The sequence below is a fragment of the Micromonospora sp. NPDC049048 genome (assembly GCF_043197615.1).
Taxonomy (GTDB): Bacteria; Actinomycetota; Actinomycetes; order Mycobacteriales; family Micromonosporaceae; genus Micromonospora.
The window spans coordinates 274,364-292,426 of record NZ_JBICTM010000003.1 but is presented as its reverse complement, the minus strand read 5'-3'; the positions used below and the strand labels follow the sequence as shown (position 1 = coordinate 292,426).

Sequence of the window (18,063 nt, the reverse complement as noted above, 5' to 3'; positions counted from 1 at the left end):
GGCGGGGACCGGGGGCGAGGCGGTTTAGCCAGGGCTCAGGCGACCGGTTCCGGGGCGGCGTCGGCGTCCCGGCGCTCACCGGGCACGACGCGCGCGTCGCCCTCGTCGGCGAAGTAGTCGTCCGACGTGGTGCCGTCGCCGCCGTCGCGTACCTTCGCCGCCCGCAGCACCACCGTGAGCAGCGCCGCGACCGCCAGGTTGACCAGCACCGCCACGATCCCGACGTAGATCGTCTTCGGGGTGTCGAAGCCGAAGTCGGCCAGCGGGAACGCCGAGCCGCCGAAGTGCCTACGGCCGGTCGCGGCGTTCGGGATCTGGTAGAGCATCCACATGCCGAGCCCCATGCCCGCGACCCAGCCGCCGATCAGCGCGCCGCGGTGGAACCAGCGCGTGTAGAGGCCCAGCGCCACCGCCGGCAGCGTCTGGAGGATGATCACGCCGCCGATGAGCTGGAGGTCGATGGAGAACTGCGGGTCGAGGAAGACGATGCAGGCCACCGCGCCGACCTTCACCACCAGCGAGGTGATCTTGGAGACGTTCGCCTCCTGCGCCGGGCTGGCATCCCGCTTCAGGTACTCCTTGTAGATGTTGCGGGTGAACAGGTTCGCCGCCGCGATCGACATGATCGCCGCCGGCACCAGCGCGCCGATGCCGATGGCCGCGTACGCGACGCCGGCGAACCAGTCGGGGAACTGCTGGTCGAACAGGACCGGCACCACCGTGTTGCTGTCCACGGTGCCCTCCTTCGACCCGGGCAGCGGCTTCACCCCGGCCGCGATCGCCATGAAGCCGAGCAGCGCGATCAACCCGAGCAGCAGGCTGTACGCGGGCAGCGCCGACATGTTCCGCTTGATCACGTCGCGGTTCCGGCTGGCCAGCACGCCGGTGATGCTGTGCGGGTAGAGGAACAGCGCCAGCGCCGAGCCGAACGCCAGCGTGACGTACTGGAGCTGGTTGTTGGCGTTGAGCAGCACCCCGTCGCCTGCGTTCGGCGTCGCGTCGAACTTCGCGTCGGCGGCGTCGAAGATCTCGCCCCAGCCGCCGAGCTTGTACGGCAGGTAGAGCACCGCCACCAGGATCACGACGTAGATCAACGAGTCCTTGACGAACGCGATGAGCGCCGGTGCGCGTAGCCCCGACTGGTAGGTGTACGCGGCCAGGATCGCGAAGGCCACGATGATCGGCAGGTGCCGGGCCAGCGTGCTCTCGCCGGTCACCCCCATGGTCTTGAGCACCGCCTCGATGCCGACCAGTTGCAGCGCGATGTACGGCATCGTCGCCACGATGCCGGTGATCGCGATGAGCAGCGCCAGCACCGGCGAGTCGAACCGCTTGCGGACGAAGTCCGCCGGGGTGACGAAGCCGTGCCGGTGCGAGACCGACCAGAGCCGGCACAGCACCAGGAACACCATCGGATAGATCACGATGGTGTACGGGACGGCGAAGAAGCCGGCCGCGCCGGCCCCGAACATCAGCGCCGGCACCGCCACGAAGGTGTACGCGGTGTAGAGGTCACCGCCGACCAGGAACCAGGTGATCCAGCCGCCGAAGTTGCGCCCGCCCAGCCCCCACTCGTCGAGGTGGGCCATGTCCTTCGGGGCCCGCCACCGGGCCGCCACGAAACCCATGGCGCTGACCAGCAGGAAGAGCACCGAGAAGACGACGATCTCGGTGAGGTGGTCGCGCCACATCAGCGGCCACCCGCATCCGTACCGGCCGGCCCGTCCGACGGGGTGCCGGTCCGCTTCTTGGTCATCTGGTACACCAGCGTGGTGGTGGCCACGCCGAGCAGGATGTAGGCGAGCTGGAGCCAGTAGAAGCGCGGGAAGCCGAGGAACCGCGGCGAGTCGGCGTTGAAGAAGACGGGGATCAGGGGCACCAGGATGGGGATGAAGAGCAACCAGTTCCAGGGGCTGTGGTCCTTCGCCCGGGACCGCGCCGCCGTGGGCGCCTCCGGCTCGGGTACGGCCATTGCGACGAACCTCCGCGTGTAGATCGGCATTGATGACGGCCGGAGGCTACGACCCTGTGACGACCGTCACGCCCGTTGGTAGGAGGCTGCTGCGCCGAGTGGCCGGCATCGTGCGCCGAACGGCGGACACCCGGGCGCCTCTCCCGTCGCACGGCCACGGTGCCGTCGAATCGTCGATGTCGTCGGGCAGGGCGGCCGTCGCTCCAAGCGGAACGGGACGGGCCCGGGTGCCAAACCTCGGCACCCGGGCCCGTCCCGGCCGGTCGACGGCTCACCGCGCGGCGATCACCGCGCCGCCGTCCAGAGCAGAGCCCGGCCGAGCTGCGGTTGCAGGCCCTTCGGGTGCAGGCGGAACGTCGGGTCGGTGCCGAAGAGCACGACCCCGTTGCCGCCGGCGGACACGCCCCGGACGATGCTGGCCTGGTTGGCCGCCGCGTCCTGACCGTTGGCGCCGCCCGTCGTCCACCAGCCGGCGAGCAGCGGATCTGCCGCGTACGACTGCTCGACCGTGACGTTGCCGCCCAGACCGGTGAACCAGACCGGCTGGCTGACGAACGAGTGCGGGATGGCGCCGGCGCTGACCGGGCCGCCGGCGTTGACGACGTTGACCACCCCACTGGCCAGGCCCGGTCCGGCGGTCGCCGTCACCGACAGCAGCGCGGCGGCGTTGCTGAAGCTCGCCCCGGCGGTGCCCAGACCGACAACGCCGCCGCCCCGGGCCAGGAAGGCGTCCAGTGCGGCGCGGTTCTCCGCCGACAGGTTCGCCAGGTTGACGTTGCTGGCGACGAGGAGCACGTCGACGTCGCCGGTCAGGCCCGTGCTGAGCGTGGCGGCCGTCAGGGCCCGCGCCTCGAAGCCCAGGTCGGCCAGCGTGTCGCGCTCCTCGACGGTGCCCAGGTAGCCGACGACCACCTTGTCCAGCCGGGTCCCGCGCCAGCCGGCGGGCGCGCGTTCGAAGGTCACCGCGTGGGTACGGGCCTCCTCCCGAACCAGTCTGCGGTTGGCGGGGGTGCCGGGAACGACGACCGAACCGTCGGCCAGGCGGTGGACCGCGACGCCCCGGCCCAACAGCGAGTTGACCGCCAGCAGGTCGGCGGCGTCGTGCAGGTCGAGGCGCAGGTCGCCGTTGCCGGCGGGAACCGCGCCCTCGGCCCGCCCGTCGTACGTCCGCTCCAGTCGGACGGCCGGGAACTCGTTCCACAGGGTCTCGACGGTGGCGCCCCAGGTGAGTCCCTGACTCCAGGCGGCCGGGCCGGCGTAGAGGTCGTCCACCCGGTCGGTGATGTCGGCACCCGGTTCGAGCAGCGAGTTGACCAGGCCGCGCTTGGGCTGGTGCAGGTCGACCACGTACGAGCCGGCCGGGTAGCTCCGGCCGCCCGCGGTGAACGACTTCTTCGCCCGCCACACCCGCCCGCCGCTGCTGATCAACAGATCGACGAGGCGCGCGGCGGCCGGCTCCGAACGCTGACCGGCACCGGTCGGGATGACGTACGCCCGGGGGAAGGTGGTGTGGTAGTTGTCCTCCGGGCCCCAGCCCGGCACGAAGCCGTCGGGCAGGGCGCGCAGCGGCTCGCCCGCCCAGCCACGCCGGTAGACCTCGGCCTGGTCGTGCAGCACCTGCGCCCGGTTCTCCTGGATGTACCGCAGCGACGTGCGGATCGCCACCTCGTGCACGTCGGTGTTGATGCCGGAGCGGCGCACCCGCTCGGCCGGGGTGAGCGCGCCGCCGCGCGGGTTGAGCGGCGCCTCGATGGTGTACGGGATGCTGCTCTGCAACATGGCGAAGGACGGCACGTAGATCGGCGGGAAGTCGTCCCACACGCCGGGCTCGTCGTCGCGGAACGGAATGCGGGCCCGCTGGGTCTCGGCGTACCCGAGACCACGCAGGTCCTCCTCGATCGCCAGCGCGTTCGGCAGGCCGTGCTTGATGTAGAGGTCGTACTCGTTGTTGACGTTGTGCGGCGGGGTGCTGGGGTGCAGCAGCGTCGGGCTCACGTAGCCGTGCAGGTCGAGCGTGATGATCGGCTTCGTGTCGATGATCAGCTCGCGGATCAGGTTGGTCTCGGGCTGCGCCACCACGGTGAGGTCCCGGTTCAGGTCGTAGCCGGCGGAGTTGGCGCGGGTGCCGGCCACCCGGCCGTCCGGGTTGGCGGTGACGTTGAAGACGAGACGGTTGCGCCGCAGCAGCCCGGCCACCTCGGGGCTGGTGCTGGTGGCCAGGTCCTCGATGACCCGCAGCGCCGCGTCGGTGCCCTCCCACTCGTTGCCGTGGATGTTGGCGTTGACGAAGAGCGGCGTCTTGTAGCCGGCGAGCAGTTGCCGGTCGCGCTGGGCCCGGGCCGGCTCGTCCTCGATGAGGCGCTTCCAGGTCTCCTGCTGCCGGGCCTCGGCACGGGTCTCCGGCGCGGTCACCGTGACCGCGTACAGGTCGTAGCCGCCGGCCGACTTCCCGGCCACCCGGGCGGAGACCCGGTCGCTCGTGGCCTGGAGGGCGTTCAGCTTCGGCGCGATGTCGTCGTAGGCGATGACGCCGATCGGGATCGAGGCGTCCGCCGGGTTGTCGGGCCAGACCGGCAGGGTGCTGCGCTGGGGATAGCCCCGGACGTCGGCGATGTCGGTGGCGCGCGGGGGCACCGCCGGCAGCGCCGAGGCGCCCGCCGGAGCGGCCCACGCCGCCGTCCCGAGCAGGGAGACGGTCACCGCCGTCGCGGTGAGCCGGGGAAGAAGTCTGTTGAGGGACAAGGACAGTCTCCTGTCACGAGGGAGTACGCACAGGCGGACGCGCCGCAGGGCCGGAGACCTGCGGAGTCGGGAAACGCCAGCAGCGTGCGAGAGAGGGGGAGAGAACCCGGCGTCAGATGGGGCGTCGACAGGCGGCGCTGGCGACGCGCAGGAGGTCGATGTGACCCCGCTTCGTCAGATGGACGCTTCGCACGGGACCGATCTTGAAGGGCTGCCGGGCGGCCTGTCAACGGATTCGCAGGATCGTCACGACCTTGACGAATCCTGCCGCCGGCGCCGCCTGGCCGACGGTGGCGCGGCGGGGCGGTGTCGTTGCTGGCCGACCGGGGTGAGGCAGGCGGTGTCGTCGACCGGGTTAGCCGACGGAGGTGAGATGGGCGGTGTCGTTGACCGTGCGGACGGCCACCCCGCCGTCGGGCCACCTGTCGAGCACCGAGATGCCGGCCGCGTCCAGGAAGAGCCGGTGCAGGAAGCCGTCGCCGGCCGCGAGGGCGTCGCGCAGCACCAGCTTGATCGGCGAGACGTGCGAGACCACCACCACGGTCTCCCCCGGGTACGCCCGGCACAGCCCGTCGACCGCGCGGCGGCAGCGCTCGGCGACGTCCGCGAACGACTCGCCGCCCGGCGGGGCCACCCGGGTCGAGGCGAGCCACGCGTCCATCTCGCCCGGCCACTCCTCGCGGACCTCGGCGAAGGTGCGCCCCTCCCAGTCCCCGAAGTCGCACTCGACGAGGTCGTCCTCGCGGCGTACCGGCACACCGCCGAGCGCCTCGGCGATCGCCTCGGCGGTCGCCGTACACCGGGACAGGGGTGAGCTGACCACGGCCGCGACGGTCGGGGCCAGCGCGGCCACCCGGGCGGCCGTGGCCCGGACCTGGGCCCGGCCGCGCTCCGACAGCGGCACGTCGCCGCGACCGGAGTAGCGGCGCTGCTCGGTGTACGGGGTCTCGCCGTGCCGGACCAGGACGAGGCGGGTGGCGGTGAAGCTCGGGCGCGGCTCCCAGGAGGCGGGCGCGGTGGCCGGATCGGTGCCCGTGGTCGACGCCGACGCGGCGCGGGCGGCCACCTCACGGGCCCGCGCGCGGGCCGGCGAGTCGGGGCCGGCGACCTCGCGCGGCGGCTCCACGACGCGCGGCGGCGCGACGGCGGCCCGGGCCGGGGCCTTGCCGGCGGCGGCGTCCATCGCGGCGTTGGCGAGGGCGTCGGCGTGCCGGTTGCGTTCGCGGGGGATCCACTGGAACCGGACGGCGTCGAAGCGCTTCACCAGCCCGGCGGCCTGCGCGGCGAGCGGACGCAGCCCGGGGTGCTTGATCTGCCAGCGGCCGCACATCTGCTCGACCACGAGCTTCGAGTCCATCCTCGCCTCGACCTCGGCGGCGCCCACCTCGGCGGCGGCCTCCAGCCCCGCGATCAGCCCCCGGTACTCGGCGACGTTGTTGGTGGCGACGCCGAGCGACTCGCTCCGCTCGGCCAGCACCTCACCGGTGTCCCGGTCGCGGACCACCGCGCCGTAGCCGGCCGGGCCGGGATTGCCCCGGGACCCGCCGTCGGCCTCGACGACGACCACGCGCGGTGCCACGGGACTACAGGCCGGACTCGTTGGTGCGGACCATGATCCGCCGGCAGTCCTCGCAGCGGACGACCTCGTCCGGGTCGGCCTTGCGGATGCGGGCCACGTCGGCGCCGGAGAGCTCCAGGCGGCAGCCGCCGCACCGCCCGGCGGTCAGCAGCGCCGCGCCGAGCCCGGTGTCCTCGCGGATCTTGTCGTACAGCTGGACCAGGTCGGCCGGGAGGTCGGCCGCCAGCGGCTGGCGGGCGCCGCGCTTGAACTCCTCCTCCTTGGCGATCTCGGCCAGGCTCGCGTCGCGGCGCCGCTCGGCGTCGTCGCGCTTCTCCCGTACGTCCGCGAGCCGCTTCTCGACGCCGTCCAGCACGCCCTGGGCCGTCTCCCGCTGCTCCATCAGCTCCAGCTCGGCGTCCTCCAGGTCGCCCTGGCGGCGGTTGAGCGAGGCCAGCTCGTGCTGGAGGGCCTCCAGCTCCCGGGCCGGGCCGGTGCCGGCGGTCAGCCGGGCCTCGTTCTTGGCCTTGCGGGCCCGCACCTGGTCGACGTCCTTCTCCATGCGGGCGATGTCCCGATCCAGGTCGTCGACCGCCACCTGGGCGCGGACCCGCTCGTCCTCCAGCGCGGACAGCTCCCGGGCCAGCGCGTCCAGCTCGGCCCGCTCGGGCAGCGACCGGCGGCGGTGGGCGAGCTGGGCGAGGGTGGTGTCGATCGCCTGGAGGTCGAGCAGGCGGCGCTGGACCTTGGGGTCAGCCTTCACGGTCGGGGCTCCTTCTCGTCCACCGCGGGTGGGGCGGCGTGTACGGTCCACGGGTCGGTGTCCCGGTCGGACACCAGCGTCTCGACACCCGTCGCCTCCCGCAGGAGGGCGGCCAGGTCGTCCAGCCACGGTCGTTCCGTCGCCCAGTGGGCGGCGTCGAGCAGGGCCGGGCCGCTGGCGGCCAGGTGCTCGCTGGCCGGGTGGTGGCGCAGGTCGGCGGTGAGGTACGCGTCCACCCCGGCCGCCGTCGCGTCGGCGAGGAAGCCGTCCCCCGCGCCGCCGCTGACCGCGAGGGTACGAACGATACGCCCGGGATCCCCGGCGGCGCGAACTCCCCAGGTGGTGGCGGGCAGTACGGCGGCGGCGTGCCGGGTCAGCTCCGCCAGCGTCATCGGCTCCGGCAGCTCGCCGATGCGGCCGATCCCCCGGCCGTCGCCGTGCGCGGGCGAGCCGGGCGCGGGCCGGTGCAGCGGGCGCAGCCCGGTCAGGCCGAACCGGGCGGCGAGGGCGTCGGAGACCCCCGGGGCGGCCACGTCGGCGTTGGTGTGCGCGACGTACAGCGCGACGTCGGACTTGATGAGCTGGTGGACGATGCGGCCCTTGTAGGTCGTGGGGGCCACCGAGGAGACGCCGCGCAGCAGCAGCGGATGGTGGGCGACGATCATGTCGACGGCGGCGTCGAGCGCCTCGGCGACCGTCTCCGGCACCACGTCGACCACGCAGAGGACCCGGCGTACCGGGGCGGACGGCTCACCGAGCACCAGCCCGACCCGGTCCCAGTCCTCGGCCCAGGCCGGCGGATAGTGCCGCTCCAGCTCGGCGACCACGTCGGCGACGGTCGGCGGGACTGCGTTGGTGCTCACGGCGGGCCAGCTTACCGGCGCTGGCTGCGGCCGAGGGTGTCGCCCACCGACGCGACGGCGTGTCCCACCGCCGTGCTGGCGCGCCACGAGCGGGGAAGGGTCCCTCGCCAACGCTGTGCGTCAGCGGGGGACCCTTCCTCACGCTTCAGGCGACGGGGCAGAGCCGGTCCCGTACGGCGGCCAGGCCCAGGGCCCACGGGAAGGAGTCCACGTGGCGCTCGCCGGTGCCCGGCGGGTGCAACGGCACGACGTCGTCGCCGAAGAGCACCGTGACCCCCCACTCGGCGAGCCGGGCGATGCCGGCGCGGAAGGCCGGATGGTTCGCCATCGCCGCGTTCGTGTACGGCACCGCCACCACCGGTACGCCCAGCCCCTGCCCCTCCACCAGCAGCCCGAGGGCCAGCGTGTCGGTGATCCCGGCCGCCCACTTGTTGACGGTGTTGACCGTCGCCGGGCAGACGATGAACGCGTCCGCCTGCGGCAGCACGTCCAGGTCGCCCGGATTCTTGTAGTGGGTGCGGACCGGATGGCCGGTCTGCCGGGCCAGCGCGGCCCGGTCGACGAACTTGGCGCCGTCCGGCGTGGTGACCACGCAGACGTCCCAGCCGTCCTGGTGGGCCAGCTCGACGAGCCGGCCGACGTGGCGGGCCAGCGGCGAACCGCAGGCGATGACGTAGAGCACCTCACGGCGCTCGCTGCTCGGGTGCGGGCCGGTCATCAGGCCGGCTCCGCGCTCATACCCCTACTCCCATGTGCTCAGCCAACTCCGCAATCGGAGAAGGCGGCGCACCACGTGTGCGACGCAGGATGTCCGACATCACCTCGTGGGCGATCGGCCGGCAGCGGATCTCCGACGGCGCGAGGCGGTCACCGCGCAGCAGCATCTCGCCCGCGTTGGCCACGTCGCCGATGTGGGCGAAGCCCCGGGCGATGTCGAGCAGGTGGTGGGCCCGGCGCTCGGGCAGCAGCGCGTTGAACGCCGCCTCCTGGATCCGCTTCTGGTGCACCTCCACCGCCCGGCCGCCGTCGCCCAGCTCGACCGCCGCCGCCGCGCGGTGCAGCTCGATGTTGGTCGGCCCGAACGAGGTCCAGTAGTGGTTGTGGTCGCCGCCCAGCAGGAGGGCCGCCTCGTGCGCGCCGTTGATCAGGTCGTCGACCGTGGCGGAGTCGCCGATCCGGGCGGCGGCCATCGCGCCCTGCAACAGCAGCATCCCGTAGACCGACAGCAGGGCCGGGGACGCCTCGTTGTCGCCACCCGGGGCGAGCCGGTTGGCGATGGTGACGTTCAGTTCGAGGGCGGGCCGGGGCCGGCCCATGGCCACCAGCGCGTTGCAGACCCGGGTGGTGGCGATGCCGGCCAGCAGCGGGTCGTCGGCACGCTGGGCGACCGCCATCGAGCGGTCGGCGGCCAGCCAGGCCAGGTCGCACTCGCCCAGCTTGCGCAGCACCGAGGAGGCGATCTGGTAGACCTGCCCGAGCAGGTGGGCCGCCTCGCGGGCCTGGTCGCCGCCGTGGCCGGCGTCGGCGGCCTGCGCGTCGCGCAGCAGCTTCGGCAGCGCCCGGGTGAGCATCCCGTACCGGCCGTACTGGTAGGTGAGCCAGGCGTGGTTGACGGCCTTGCGCATGTCGGCCAGGGGCGGCGGGTACGACACGGCGTCGAAGTACGCGCTCATCGAGTCGTAGCGCTCCAGGGCCGCCCGGATCTCCTGCACCTCCACCTGGTCGATGCAGTTCAGCGCGTCCGTACGCCGCTCGGGGTCCTTGCCCAGCAGCAGCTGCACGTCGACCTGGAGGATGGCGGCGATCTCGTAGACGACGGAGAACTTGTCCAGCCGGCGCACCCCGCGCTCGACCTTGTCCACCCAGCTCTTCGACTTGCCCAGCCGATCCGCGAAGACCTGCTGCGACATCTTGCGCCGCACCCGCCAGTAGGCCACCCGCCGCCCGATGGGCAATTCCTCCATCTACCCGTTCCTCCCCAGTGCCCGCTCGAGCGGGCGTGCCGGCCGGTCTCCCGGTTTCGGCGATCCGTACGTGCTCAGGTTTTCGCTGGTCGCACAGCGTGTGCGTCAGCCGTACAGCCAGTCCTCGTAGTTTTCGTGCAAGTTGCATCAGCCGTTCGTCAGCTCAACGATCGCGGATTACGGCAGTGACGGTGCTCGACATGCGACCTGGGCACCGGCCGGGGTCCGGCGAGGGGAGATGGCACATGTGGGGGAATGTCGCGCCGCGCGTCGTTCAACTGTCCCCGTTGGAGCGGGTACGGCTGCGCCGGGTGGCGGTGCGCTACGCCCTGCACGGCTGGGACGTCACCCCCGGCGCCTGCCTGGCCCGCAGCCGCTTCGTCTGCGGGCGGGCCGGCTGCCCGACGGTCGGCTGCCATCCCGCGCTGGAGAACTGGGAGCACGCGGCGAGCGCCGACCCGGCCCGGGTCGCGACCTGGTGGCGTACCCGGCCCCACGGGGTGCTGCTGCCCACCGGGCGGGCGTTCGACGTGCTGGAGGTGCCGACGCACCTCGGCCGGCACGTGCTGGACGCGGTCCGGACGCACCCGGCCGGCGTCGGCGTACGCGGGCCGGTGCTGGTGACCCCGACCGGCCGCTGGATGTTCCTGGTCCGCCCCGGCGACCCGCTCCGCCCCGAACTGGAGCACTGCTTCCACGTGGTCCGGCACGGGGCGGGCTCGTGGATCCCCGCCCCGCCGACCCGGCTGCCGGAGGGCACCGTGCGGTGGGCGGTGGCGCCCGAACAGGCCCGTTGGCAACTCCCCGACTCCTATCTGGTGCAGAACGCGCTGATCGAGGCCCTGCGGGCTACCGGCGTCACGCTCACCTCCGACCTGCTCCCCGGGCACCTGCCGCTGCCGCGCCGGGGCATGTGACGCCGGGCCGACAGCGACGCCCGGGGGTCGGCGCTCGTTGGGTACCACGACGGCGCACCCGCGCCGGGAGCGGGGGTTACATGTCCACCGACGACACCACGCGCCAGCCGGACGGCACGGAGCCGCCGCCGCGGCACCACCGGCCGCGCCGCCGCTGGCCGGTCACCCGTCCCGTCGGCTCCCGCCCGGGACGCCCCCGACCCGTCGGCTCCCGTCCGGCCGTCACCCGCCCCTTCCGCTGATCCTCAGTCGGCCAGGGGCAGGCCGGTGGAGTGCAGCAGCCGGGCGTCGTCGGTGACGACCGCGTGCCGGTGCCCCGGCAGGCCGTCGAGCCAGCCCAGGCCGGCCGGGCCCATCGCGACGGCCGCCGTGGCGTACGCGTCGGCCAGCCCGAGGTCCGGCCCGACCACGGTGACCGAGCGCAGCCCGGTGGCCGGTACGCCCCGACGCGGGTCGAGCACGTGGTGGCCGCGCTCGTAGACGCCGGACGTGGCCACGGCCAGGTCGGTGCCGGCCAGCACGAGACACGTGGACATCGCGTCCCACGGGTGCCGCACGCCGATCCGCCACGGTCGCCCGGCCGGGGAGTGGCCGCGTACCCGCACGTCGCCGCCGGCGTTGAGGCAGTGGTTCGCCGCCCCGGCCGCGAGCAGCCGGTCCGAGGCGACCTGCACCGCCCAGCCCTTCACGTAGCCGGACGGGTCGAGCCGCCCGGTGGCGTACGCGTCGAAGAAGCCGTCGGTGGCCTGCCACAGGTCGGCGCAGCGCGCCAGCACGGCCCGCAGGTCCGCGCTGGCCTCGGCGGGCCGCAACTCGCCCCGGTCGACGCGGCACACCTCGCTGTCCGCCCGGTACGTGCTGAACCGGGCGTCGACCTCGCGCAGCCAGGCGAACACCCCCGACGCCAGCTCGTTGATCTCGGCGGCGGGCAGGTCGTCGGCGAGGTCGAGGCTGATGGCGGTGCCCATGACCTGCTCGACCCGCCGCAGCCCCGGCCTGGTCGCCGGTGCGTGCCCGCCCGCGTCGGCCCGCGCCACCACCGCCGGCGGGCACCCGCCCGTCGCCGGCACGTCAGTTCGCCCGGTCGATGGCGGCCTGCAACGACTGCTTGTACGAGGTGCTCGTGGCGGTCGCCCCGGAGACGGTGTCCACGTCGGCGCTCTGCCGCTGCACCACCAGCCCCGAGGTGCCGCTGTAGCGGCCGTCCACCTGCTCGCTGCGCTGGTCGGACTGGGCGGTCTTCTCGGGCAGTTCCAGGGCCACCACGTCGACGATCCGCGTACCGGAGAGGGTGATCTGCACCTGGACGTTGCCGTACTCGTTCTCCACGACCGGTCCCGTGACGGTGCGCGTGGTCGGCGCGGCGGGTCTGGTGGTGGTACGCGGCGCGGACGGCGCCCGGGTGGTGGCGTCGGGCCGGCTCGCCGGCGGGCGGGCGGCGGTACGGCCGGGCCGGGGGGACGCGCTGGTGCCGGCCGGCGACGGCGCGGCGGAGACCGCGCCGTCGGTCGGGGTCGGACCGGCGGGCGCGGGGGCCACCGGCGGAGGCGCCGCCGGCAGGTCCCGGGCGACCGGGCTGGTGCCCGGCGAGCCCTTCAGCACCACCATGGCGGTGGTGCCGGCCGCCAGGCCGGTGATCGCGAGCAGAGCGCGACGCATGGGGGCCTTCCTACAGCTCGAACGTGGCGAGGTGGATCTGCCGGCGGGGCACGCCGGCCTCGCGGAGCGCCCGCAGCGACTGCTCGACCAGGCCGGGGGGTCCGCAGAGGTAGACGTCGCGCCGGGCGACGTCGGGCACCAGCCGGCGCAGCCCGTCCGGGCTCATCACCTGGCGTGGCCCGGCATCATCCCGGGAGCCGACGACGTACCAGATCGCGGTGTCGCGGGCCTCGGCGAGCCAGTCCAGCTCGCGGTGCAGCAGGACGTCGGCCGGGGTACGGGCGCGGTAGATCAGCGCGGCGCCGGGCGGCAGCTCCTCCAGCAGGGCCCGGATGGGGGTGATCCCGCTGCCGCCCGCGATCAGCAGGGCCCGCTCCCGGGTCCGGTGGGCGGCGGTGAAGGTGCCCGACGGCCCCTCCGCCCAGACCCGTGTGCCCGGTTCCAGGTCACGCAGGTCGGCGGTGTGCCTGCCGACCACCTTGACGGTGAGCCGCAGCCAGCGGCCGTTCGCGGCGGCGGAGACCGAGAACGGGTGCGCCTGCCACCAGCAGCCCCGGGCGAGGAAGCGCCAGCGGAAGAACTGCCCACCGAGCAGTTCCAGCCGCTCCAGCCGGTCGCCGGTCAGGTAGATGGAGACGGTGTCCGGGCTCTCGGCGACCACGTCGGCGACCCGCAGCCGGTGCCGCAGGTTGAACGCCAGCGGCGCGAGCACCCGGCCCCAGAGCAGGGCGGCGAGCACGAGCGCGTACATCGCGATCCACCCGGTGCGCACCGGGCCGGGCCGGAACAGCTGCGCGCCGTTGCTGAACTGGTGGGCGAAGCCGAGCAGCAGCACCGCGTAGCTCGACAGGTGCAGGGCGTGCCACAGCTCGTAGGGCAGCACGGTCCGGATCGCCCGGACGCTGGTGAGGCCGACCAGCACCAGGATCCCGGCGGCGGCGAACGCGGAGACCATGTCCTCGTAGTCGCGCAGCAGCACGCCGGCCTCGGTGAGCACCGGGTTGTCCTCCAGGCCGGCGTAGCCGACCAGGATCAGCGACGCGTGCGCGAGCACGGCGACCAGCAGGGTGGCCCCGACGTCGCGGTGCCAGCGGGCGATCCGCTCGCCGCCGGCCCACCGCTCCAGCACCGGCAGGCGGCTCATCATCAGCACCTGCACGAGCAGCAGGTAGCCGGCGACCAGGCCGGCGATCTGGCCGGCGGCGGTCACGGTGGCGGCGGTCGTCCGCAGCGACCCGGGCGGGGTGTCCAGCCACCAGGGCAGCACGCTGGCGAGGAGGCCGACGACGAGCAGCACGGCCAGCAGCCGCCGGCCGCCGGGCCCGCGCCGCGGCGGCACCAGCGGGCGTACGTCCGCAGCCGGCCGGCCGCCGCGGCGGGACGGGGTCGTCCCGGCGCGGCGGCCGGCGGCGTGGGTGCGCGGGTACGTCACGCGTACAGCTTCATCGGGCGGTACTTCTGCCGGGGGAAGATCTTGTCCACCTCCGCGTTGGTGAGCCCGAAGCGGCCCTGGGCGACGGCCCCGTAGACGTTGAACATGTTGTTGTACTCGGGCACGTCGCCGGAGTCCAGGTCGTTCAGCCCGTTCCAGGTGCCCAGCAGCGAGCCGGCGAGCTTGCGCCCGGAGAGCACGGTGACCACCCCGCCGTGGCCGTGGTCGGTGCCACCGCCGTTGGAGGCGACCCGCCGGCCGAACTCGCTGGAGACCATGATGGTCACGTCGGCCGACTTCTCCCCCAGGTCGGTGAAGAACGCCGCCATGGCGCTGGCCAGCTCGTTCAGCCGCCGGTGCAGCTGACCGCCGTCGCGGGTGCCCTGGTTCTCGTGGGTGTCGTAGCCACCCATCCCGACGGTGGCGACCCGGACGTTCGCCCCGCCCTTGATGAGCTGGGCGAGCTGCTGGAACGCGTACCCGACGCCCTTGTACTCGACGCCCTCGGCCGCCTGGTACGGCTTCGCGGCGAGGCGCTGCGCGGTGGCCAGCGCGCCCAGGCCGTCCTGCACGGCCTCCTGCACCGGGTGGTTGATCCCGGTGAAGAGCCCCTTGATCGCCTTCTCGGTCGCGGCCCGGTACCGGTCGTCGCCGTTGAGCCGCAGCGAGCCGACGCTGTTGAGCGAGATCGCGCCGTTGGTGCCGACCAGCGAACGGGGCAGCGTGCTGCCGATGCCGACGCTGCGGAACGCGGTGCCCGTGCCGAGCGTGTCGACCAGGCTGTCCAGCCAGCCCCGGCCGCCGGTCTCGCTGGGCAGGCCGCCGAGGTTGCAGGCGTCCGCGGCCTGGAAGTGGCTGCGGGAGAGCCGCTCGTCGGAGACCGCCGGGACGAAGCCCAGATTGCCGCTCTTCAGCCACGGCTCCAGCGGCTTGAACGCGCTGGTCAGCTTGAAGCCGCGCCCCAGCGCCAGGGAGTCGTCGCCGAGCAGCAGGTCGGGGCGGGCCTTGGCGAGCACCGGATCGTCCGCCGGCGCCGCCAGACTCAGCCCGTCCAGCCCGCCGTAGAGGAAGACGTGGATCAGCGTGCCGGTCTTCGTCGCGGCGAACGAGGCGGAGGTGGTGACGAACTGGGCCGTCGCGAGGGCGGTGGCCGTGGCGGCGGCGCCGGCCACGAACGTCCGCCGGGTCACGCCGCGACCGTCCTGCTGGGCCTCCTCCAGGTCCTCCAGCCGCCGGTAGCGGTCGGCCTCGGCGGCGTTCTCGGCGGCGACGATGTCGGCCTCGGCCCGCAGCAGCGCCTCGGCCGGGTTGTCGGCCAGCCGCCGCAGGTCGGGGCATTCGGGGTGCAGGGGGAACGTGTGCACAGTCTTCTCCATCGGGTGCCTCACCGGAGGTGGTGCTGGGGGGAAGCGAGGATCGCCCGCGCTACGGCGGTGACGGCCCCGTCGAACGTGGCGTCGACCTTGTCGCCGGCCGACACGCCGGCCACGCCGAGGATCAGGGACCGCTCCCGGGCGCTCAGCTTCTGACCCACCAGCCGCAGGGCCAGCGCGTCCACGTACGCCCCGGCGGTGGCCGGGGGTCTGGCCACCAGCTTCTCGGCCGGGGTGTAGGTGAAGACGGTGCGCCGGCCGGCGAGCAGCTCGCCCGCCTCGTTCCAGCCGTTGACCATCGTGCCGGCCGAGGTCCAGGCCACGTAGACGTCCGGGTAGCCGTCGGGGGTGGGCTGGCCCATCGGGTACTGGCCCAGCTCGCGCATCCGGTCGTGGACCTGCCGCAGCCCCCGGGCGTACGGGGTGCGCTTGCTGTCGCCGTTGTCGTGCTTCGGCGACGCCTCCGGGGAGACCCCGAGGGCCCGGTACGTGGCGACCAGGTACTCCATCGGCCGGCGCACCTTCTGGCCCACCGCCGCCCAGAACTCGGAGGAGCTGAACAGCGTCATCAGCACCGGCTTGATCATGCCCTTGTTCAGGCTGTACGACTTCGCCAGCCGCTCCACGAGGGACTTCGGCGGGGTGTCCGAGACGAAGCGGGTGGCCAGGCTCTGCGCCACGTACTTCGCGGTGGACGGGTGCAGCGCGATGTAGGTGATGTACGCGTCGATGGCCGCCTCGGCCTTCTTCGCGTCCTTCGAGTCGTTCGCGTGGGTGAAGCCGAGGACCTTCACCTTGCCGACGTAGTGCCGCTCCGGGCGGAACACGTACTTGCCGTCGCTGACGCCGCGACCGGTCTGGAGCAGGGCCGCCTGCCGGACGTCCTTCTCGGTGTAGCCGCCGTCGACGCCCACCGAGTACAGCTCCAGGTTCTCCCGGGCCAGGTTCTCGTTGACCGCGTCGGCGCGGGAGTCGTTCTGGTTGAGGTAGAGCAGCAGCGCCGGGTGCCGGTTCGCGGCCAGCAGCATCTCGGGGTAGCTGCCGAGGGCGTGCGCCCGGACGACGTCCCGGTCGAAGGACGCGCGGTGGACCTCGCCGCCGTCGAAGTCCGCGGCGACGTGCAGGAAGTCGTTCCAGAAGTCGACCATCACCTCGAAGAGCTGCCGGTTCGACCAGATCTGCCGGGCGATGGTGGCGTCCACCATCTCCTTCTCCGGCTGTGCACCGCGCTCGTTGAGCTGTTCGCGCTGCTCACGCAGCTGCGCGGTGCTGAGCTTCAGCGTCGGCAGCTCGGCCAGCTTCAGCTCGGCCTTCGTCGGGGCGATCTTGTCGGGGTCGAGCTGCCAGCGCAGCCAGCCGTCGATGCCCCGCTCCTTGATGTCGGCGAGGACCTGCCCGGTGGCGCCGAAGGTGGCGCGGCGGGCCAGGTGCAGCACCGGGTCCTTGGCGAGCACCGTCTTGACGGTCACCTTGGTCTCCGCGGCGGCGGCAGCCGGCCCGGAGAAGGTCCGGCCGCCGGTCGGCGCGTTCTTCTTCAACGCCTCGCCGGCCCGGGAGCCCATGTAGCTCTCGTTCTGCTCGGTGTAGGTGCGCACCGTGCTCGGCTGCTGCCCGCTGGGACGGGCGGGGGTGCCGTCGGTGACCGTGGTGCCGGTGGCGTCAGCGGCGACCGCCCCGTCGCCGAAGAGGCTGCGGATCTGCGGGCTCATCGCCAGGGCGGCGCCACCGGCGACCACGGCCGCGGTGCCGCCGAGGGCGGCGAGGGCCTTGCGTCGGCCGACCTTCCCGCCGGGCTCGTCGCCGTCGTCCAGGTTGGGCAGTCCGGGGCCGGGCGACGGCGCGGCGGCCTGCCGGCCGAAGCCCTCCGGGCCGACCCACTGCGGCCCGCGCGCGGGCGGCTGACCGGCGTTGGCGTACCGCCCCTGCGGGTCGGGGGCGTGTCCACTCTGGTGCGGGGCGCGCGCGTCGTGGCCGTACGGGGTGGGGGCGTGGCTGTCGCGGTGACGGTCGGCGCCGGGGTACTGCCGTCCGTCCCAGCCGCGGTCGTCCCGCGGTAGACGTGGTGGCACATTCTGGTCGGCCATGTACCAATCCGTTTCTGCTGCGCCGCGACGACTGACACCGGGCACGGGTGCAGGTGCGGCGGCTCGTGCCTGAGGGGGTTGCCCCGCAAGGTAGTGAAGCGTCCGAGCGCCATCAAGCAGCGCCGGAAGCCCCCGGGACGGCACTTAAGACGGCGCTCAGCACCGGTCGGCGACGGCCGAATTCCGCACACGCCGGTACGGACCTCGCGAGCAGGGCGTACGCGCCACGGCCGGGACCGGACGCGACGACAGCCGACGGAACGGCACGGGCGGGCACATTCATCGTCACAGGCAAATTTAAGGTACGGCTAAGCCTGCGCTGAGGCGACTTCCCCGCGCTCTCCGAGGGCGACTCCACACGGCCCGGGTGCGCCGCCCGGACGGTGCCGCAAAGTAGGAGCAGGACCGGAGCGTGAGCCGCCACCACAGCGGGTATGCCGCCGAACCGCTGAACACGTGAGGGGAAGGCACATGCTCAGCAAAGAGGATCAGCGCAGGTTCGAGCAGATCACCCGTCAGCTCCGGGAGAGCGATCCGGCGTTCTTCGCCAGGCTCGACAACCGGGCCCGGGGCCGGCGCGGCCGATGGCTGCTGCTGTTGACCATCGTGCTGTGGGCCTCGCTGCCGGCGATGACCGTGCTGGCCGGGCGGGTGGCCGGGGCCATCTGCGCGGTACTCCTGGTGGCCAACGCCGCGGTCATGTGGTGGTTGCGCCGCCGGTGGCTGTGACCCGGGA

At 73.5% G+C, this 18,063-nt stretch carries 16 protein-coding genes; 2 read left to right on the top strand and 14 right to left on the bottom strand.

Annotated features, from left to right (window positions below; genetic code table 11):
• Positions 1 to 35: 35 nt before the first annotated feature.
• From mctP to ACGFIG_RS11890, 9 genes are all read right to left on the bottom strand, one after another.
• Complete coding sequence (gene mctP, locus ACGFIG_RS11930) at positions 36 to 1,691, bottom strand: monocarboxylate uptake permease MctP (protein WP_393001878.1); 1,656 nt, start codon at positions 1,689 to 1,691, stop codon at positions 36 to 38.
• Positions 1,691 to 1,972: a DUF3311 domain-containing protein gene (locus tag ACGFIG_RS11925; protein ID WP_393001876.1), complete on the bottom strand. Its 282-nt coding sequence runs from the start codon at positions 1,970 to 1,972 to the stop codon at positions 1,691 to 1,693. Before ACGFIG_RS11925 ends, mctP begins: the two co-directional genes overlap by 1 nt.
• Positions 1,973 to 2,257: 285 nt before the next feature.
• Positions 2,258 to 4,714, bottom strand: coding sequence for a M14 family zinc carboxypeptidase (locus ACGFIG_RS11920; RefSeq protein ID WP_393001874.1), 2,457 nt, complete (start codon positions 4,712 to 4,714; stop codon positions 2,258 to 2,260).
• A 112-nt stretch (positions 4,715 to 4,826) separates the two neighbouring features.
• Complete coding sequence (locus tag ACGFIG_RS11915; RefSeq protein ID WP_393002887.1) at positions 4,827 to 4,907, bottom strand: putative leader peptide; 81 nt, start codon at positions 4,905 to 4,907, stop codon at positions 4,827 to 4,829.
• A gap of 162 nt (positions 4,908 to 5,069) precedes the next feature.
• Entirely contained in the window at positions 5,070 to 6,293 is a 1,224-nt protein-coding gene (locus ACGFIG_RS11910; protein ID WP_393001872.1) for a bifunctional RNase H/acid phosphatase, read from the bottom strand.
• 4 nt (positions 6,294 to 6,297) lie between these two features.
• Positions 6,298 to 7,035, bottom strand: a complete 738-nt coding sequence (locus ACGFIG_RS11905) for a zinc ribbon domain-containing protein (RefSeq protein WP_393001870.1) — start codon at positions 7,033 to 7,035, stop codon at positions 6,298 to 6,300.
• Positions 7,032 to 7,862 carry a Nif3-like dinuclear metal center hexameric protein gene (locus tag ACGFIG_RS11900; RefSeq protein WP_393002885.1) on the bottom strand — a complete coding sequence of 277 codons (831 nt, stop codon included), beginning with the start codon at positions 7,860 to 7,862 and terminating at the stop codon, positions 7,032 to 7,034. The genes ACGFIG_RS11905 and ACGFIG_RS11900 overlap by 4 nt, the downstream gene beginning before the upstream one ends.
• Before the next feature lie 181 nt (positions 7,863 to 8,043).
• Positions 8,044 to 8,616: a flavoprotein gene (locus ACGFIG_RS11895; RefSeq protein ID WP_393001868.1), complete on the bottom strand. Its 573-nt coding sequence runs from the start codon at positions 8,614 to 8,616 to the stop codon at positions 8,044 to 8,046.
• Positions 8,617 to 8,632: 16 nt separating this feature from the next.
• Entirely contained in the window at positions 8,633 to 9,862 is a 1,230-nt protein-coding gene (locus ACGFIG_RS11890; protein WP_393001866.1) for a helix-turn-helix domain-containing protein, read from the bottom strand.
• A gap of 245 nt (positions 9,863 to 10,107) precedes the next feature.
• On the opposite strand from ACGFIG_RS11890, the gene ACGFIG_RS11885 reads away from it, so the two are divergent.
• The gene (locus ACGFIG_RS11885; RefSeq protein WP_393001864.1) at positions 10,108 to 10,779 is read left to right on the top strand and encodes a bifunctional DNA primase/polymerase; all 672 of its coding nucleotides are present in this window, start codon (positions 10,108 to 10,110) and stop codon (positions 10,777 to 10,779) included.
• Positions 10,780 to 11,024: 245 nt separating this feature from the next.
• Here the strand turns inward: ACGFIG_RS11885 and ACGFIG_RS11880 are convergent, their stop codons facing one another.
• From ACGFIG_RS11880 to ACGFIG_RS11860, 5 genes are all read right to left on the bottom strand, one after another.
• The gene (locus ACGFIG_RS11880) at positions 11,025 to 11,747 is read right to left on the bottom strand and encodes an FAD:protein FMN transferase (protein WP_393002883.1); all 723 of its coding nucleotides are present in this window, start codon (positions 11,745 to 11,747) and stop codon (positions 11,025 to 11,027) included.
• A gap of 103 nt (positions 11,748 to 11,850) precedes the next feature.
• Entirely contained in the window at positions 11,851 to 12,438 is a 588-nt protein-coding gene (locus ACGFIG_RS11875) for an FMN-binding protein (RefSeq protein ID WP_393001862.1), read from the bottom strand.
• 10 nt (positions 12,439 to 12,448) lie between these two features.
• Positions 12,449 to 13,870, bottom strand: coding sequence for a ferric reductase-like transmembrane domain-containing protein (locus tag ACGFIG_RS11870; RefSeq protein ID WP_393001860.1), 1,422 nt, complete (start codon positions 13,868 to 13,870; stop codon positions 12,449 to 12,451).
• Entirely contained in the window at positions 13,867 to 15,246 is a 1,380-nt protein-coding gene (locus tag ACGFIG_RS11865; RefSeq protein ID WP_393001858.1) for a DUF1501 domain-containing protein, read from the bottom strand. Before ACGFIG_RS11865 ends, ACGFIG_RS11870 begins: the two co-directional genes overlap by 4 nt.
• Before the next feature lie 8 nt (positions 15,247 to 15,254).
• Complete coding sequence (locus tag ACGFIG_RS11860; protein WP_393001856.1) at positions 15,255 to 17,327, bottom strand: DUF1800 family protein; 2,073 nt, start codon at positions 17,325 to 17,327, stop codon at positions 15,255 to 15,257.
• A 471-nt stretch (positions 17,328 to 17,798) separates the two neighbouring features.
• Between ACGFIG_RS11860 and ACGFIG_RS11855 the strand changes: the two genes are divergently transcribed.
• The gene (locus ACGFIG_RS11855; RefSeq protein WP_393001854.1) at positions 17,799 to 18,056 is read left to right on the top strand and encodes a DUF3040 domain-containing protein; all 258 of its coding nucleotides are present in this window, start codon (positions 17,799 to 17,801) and stop codon (positions 18,054 to 18,056) included.
• The last annotated feature ends 7 nt before the right edge of the window (positions 18,057 to 18,063 follow it).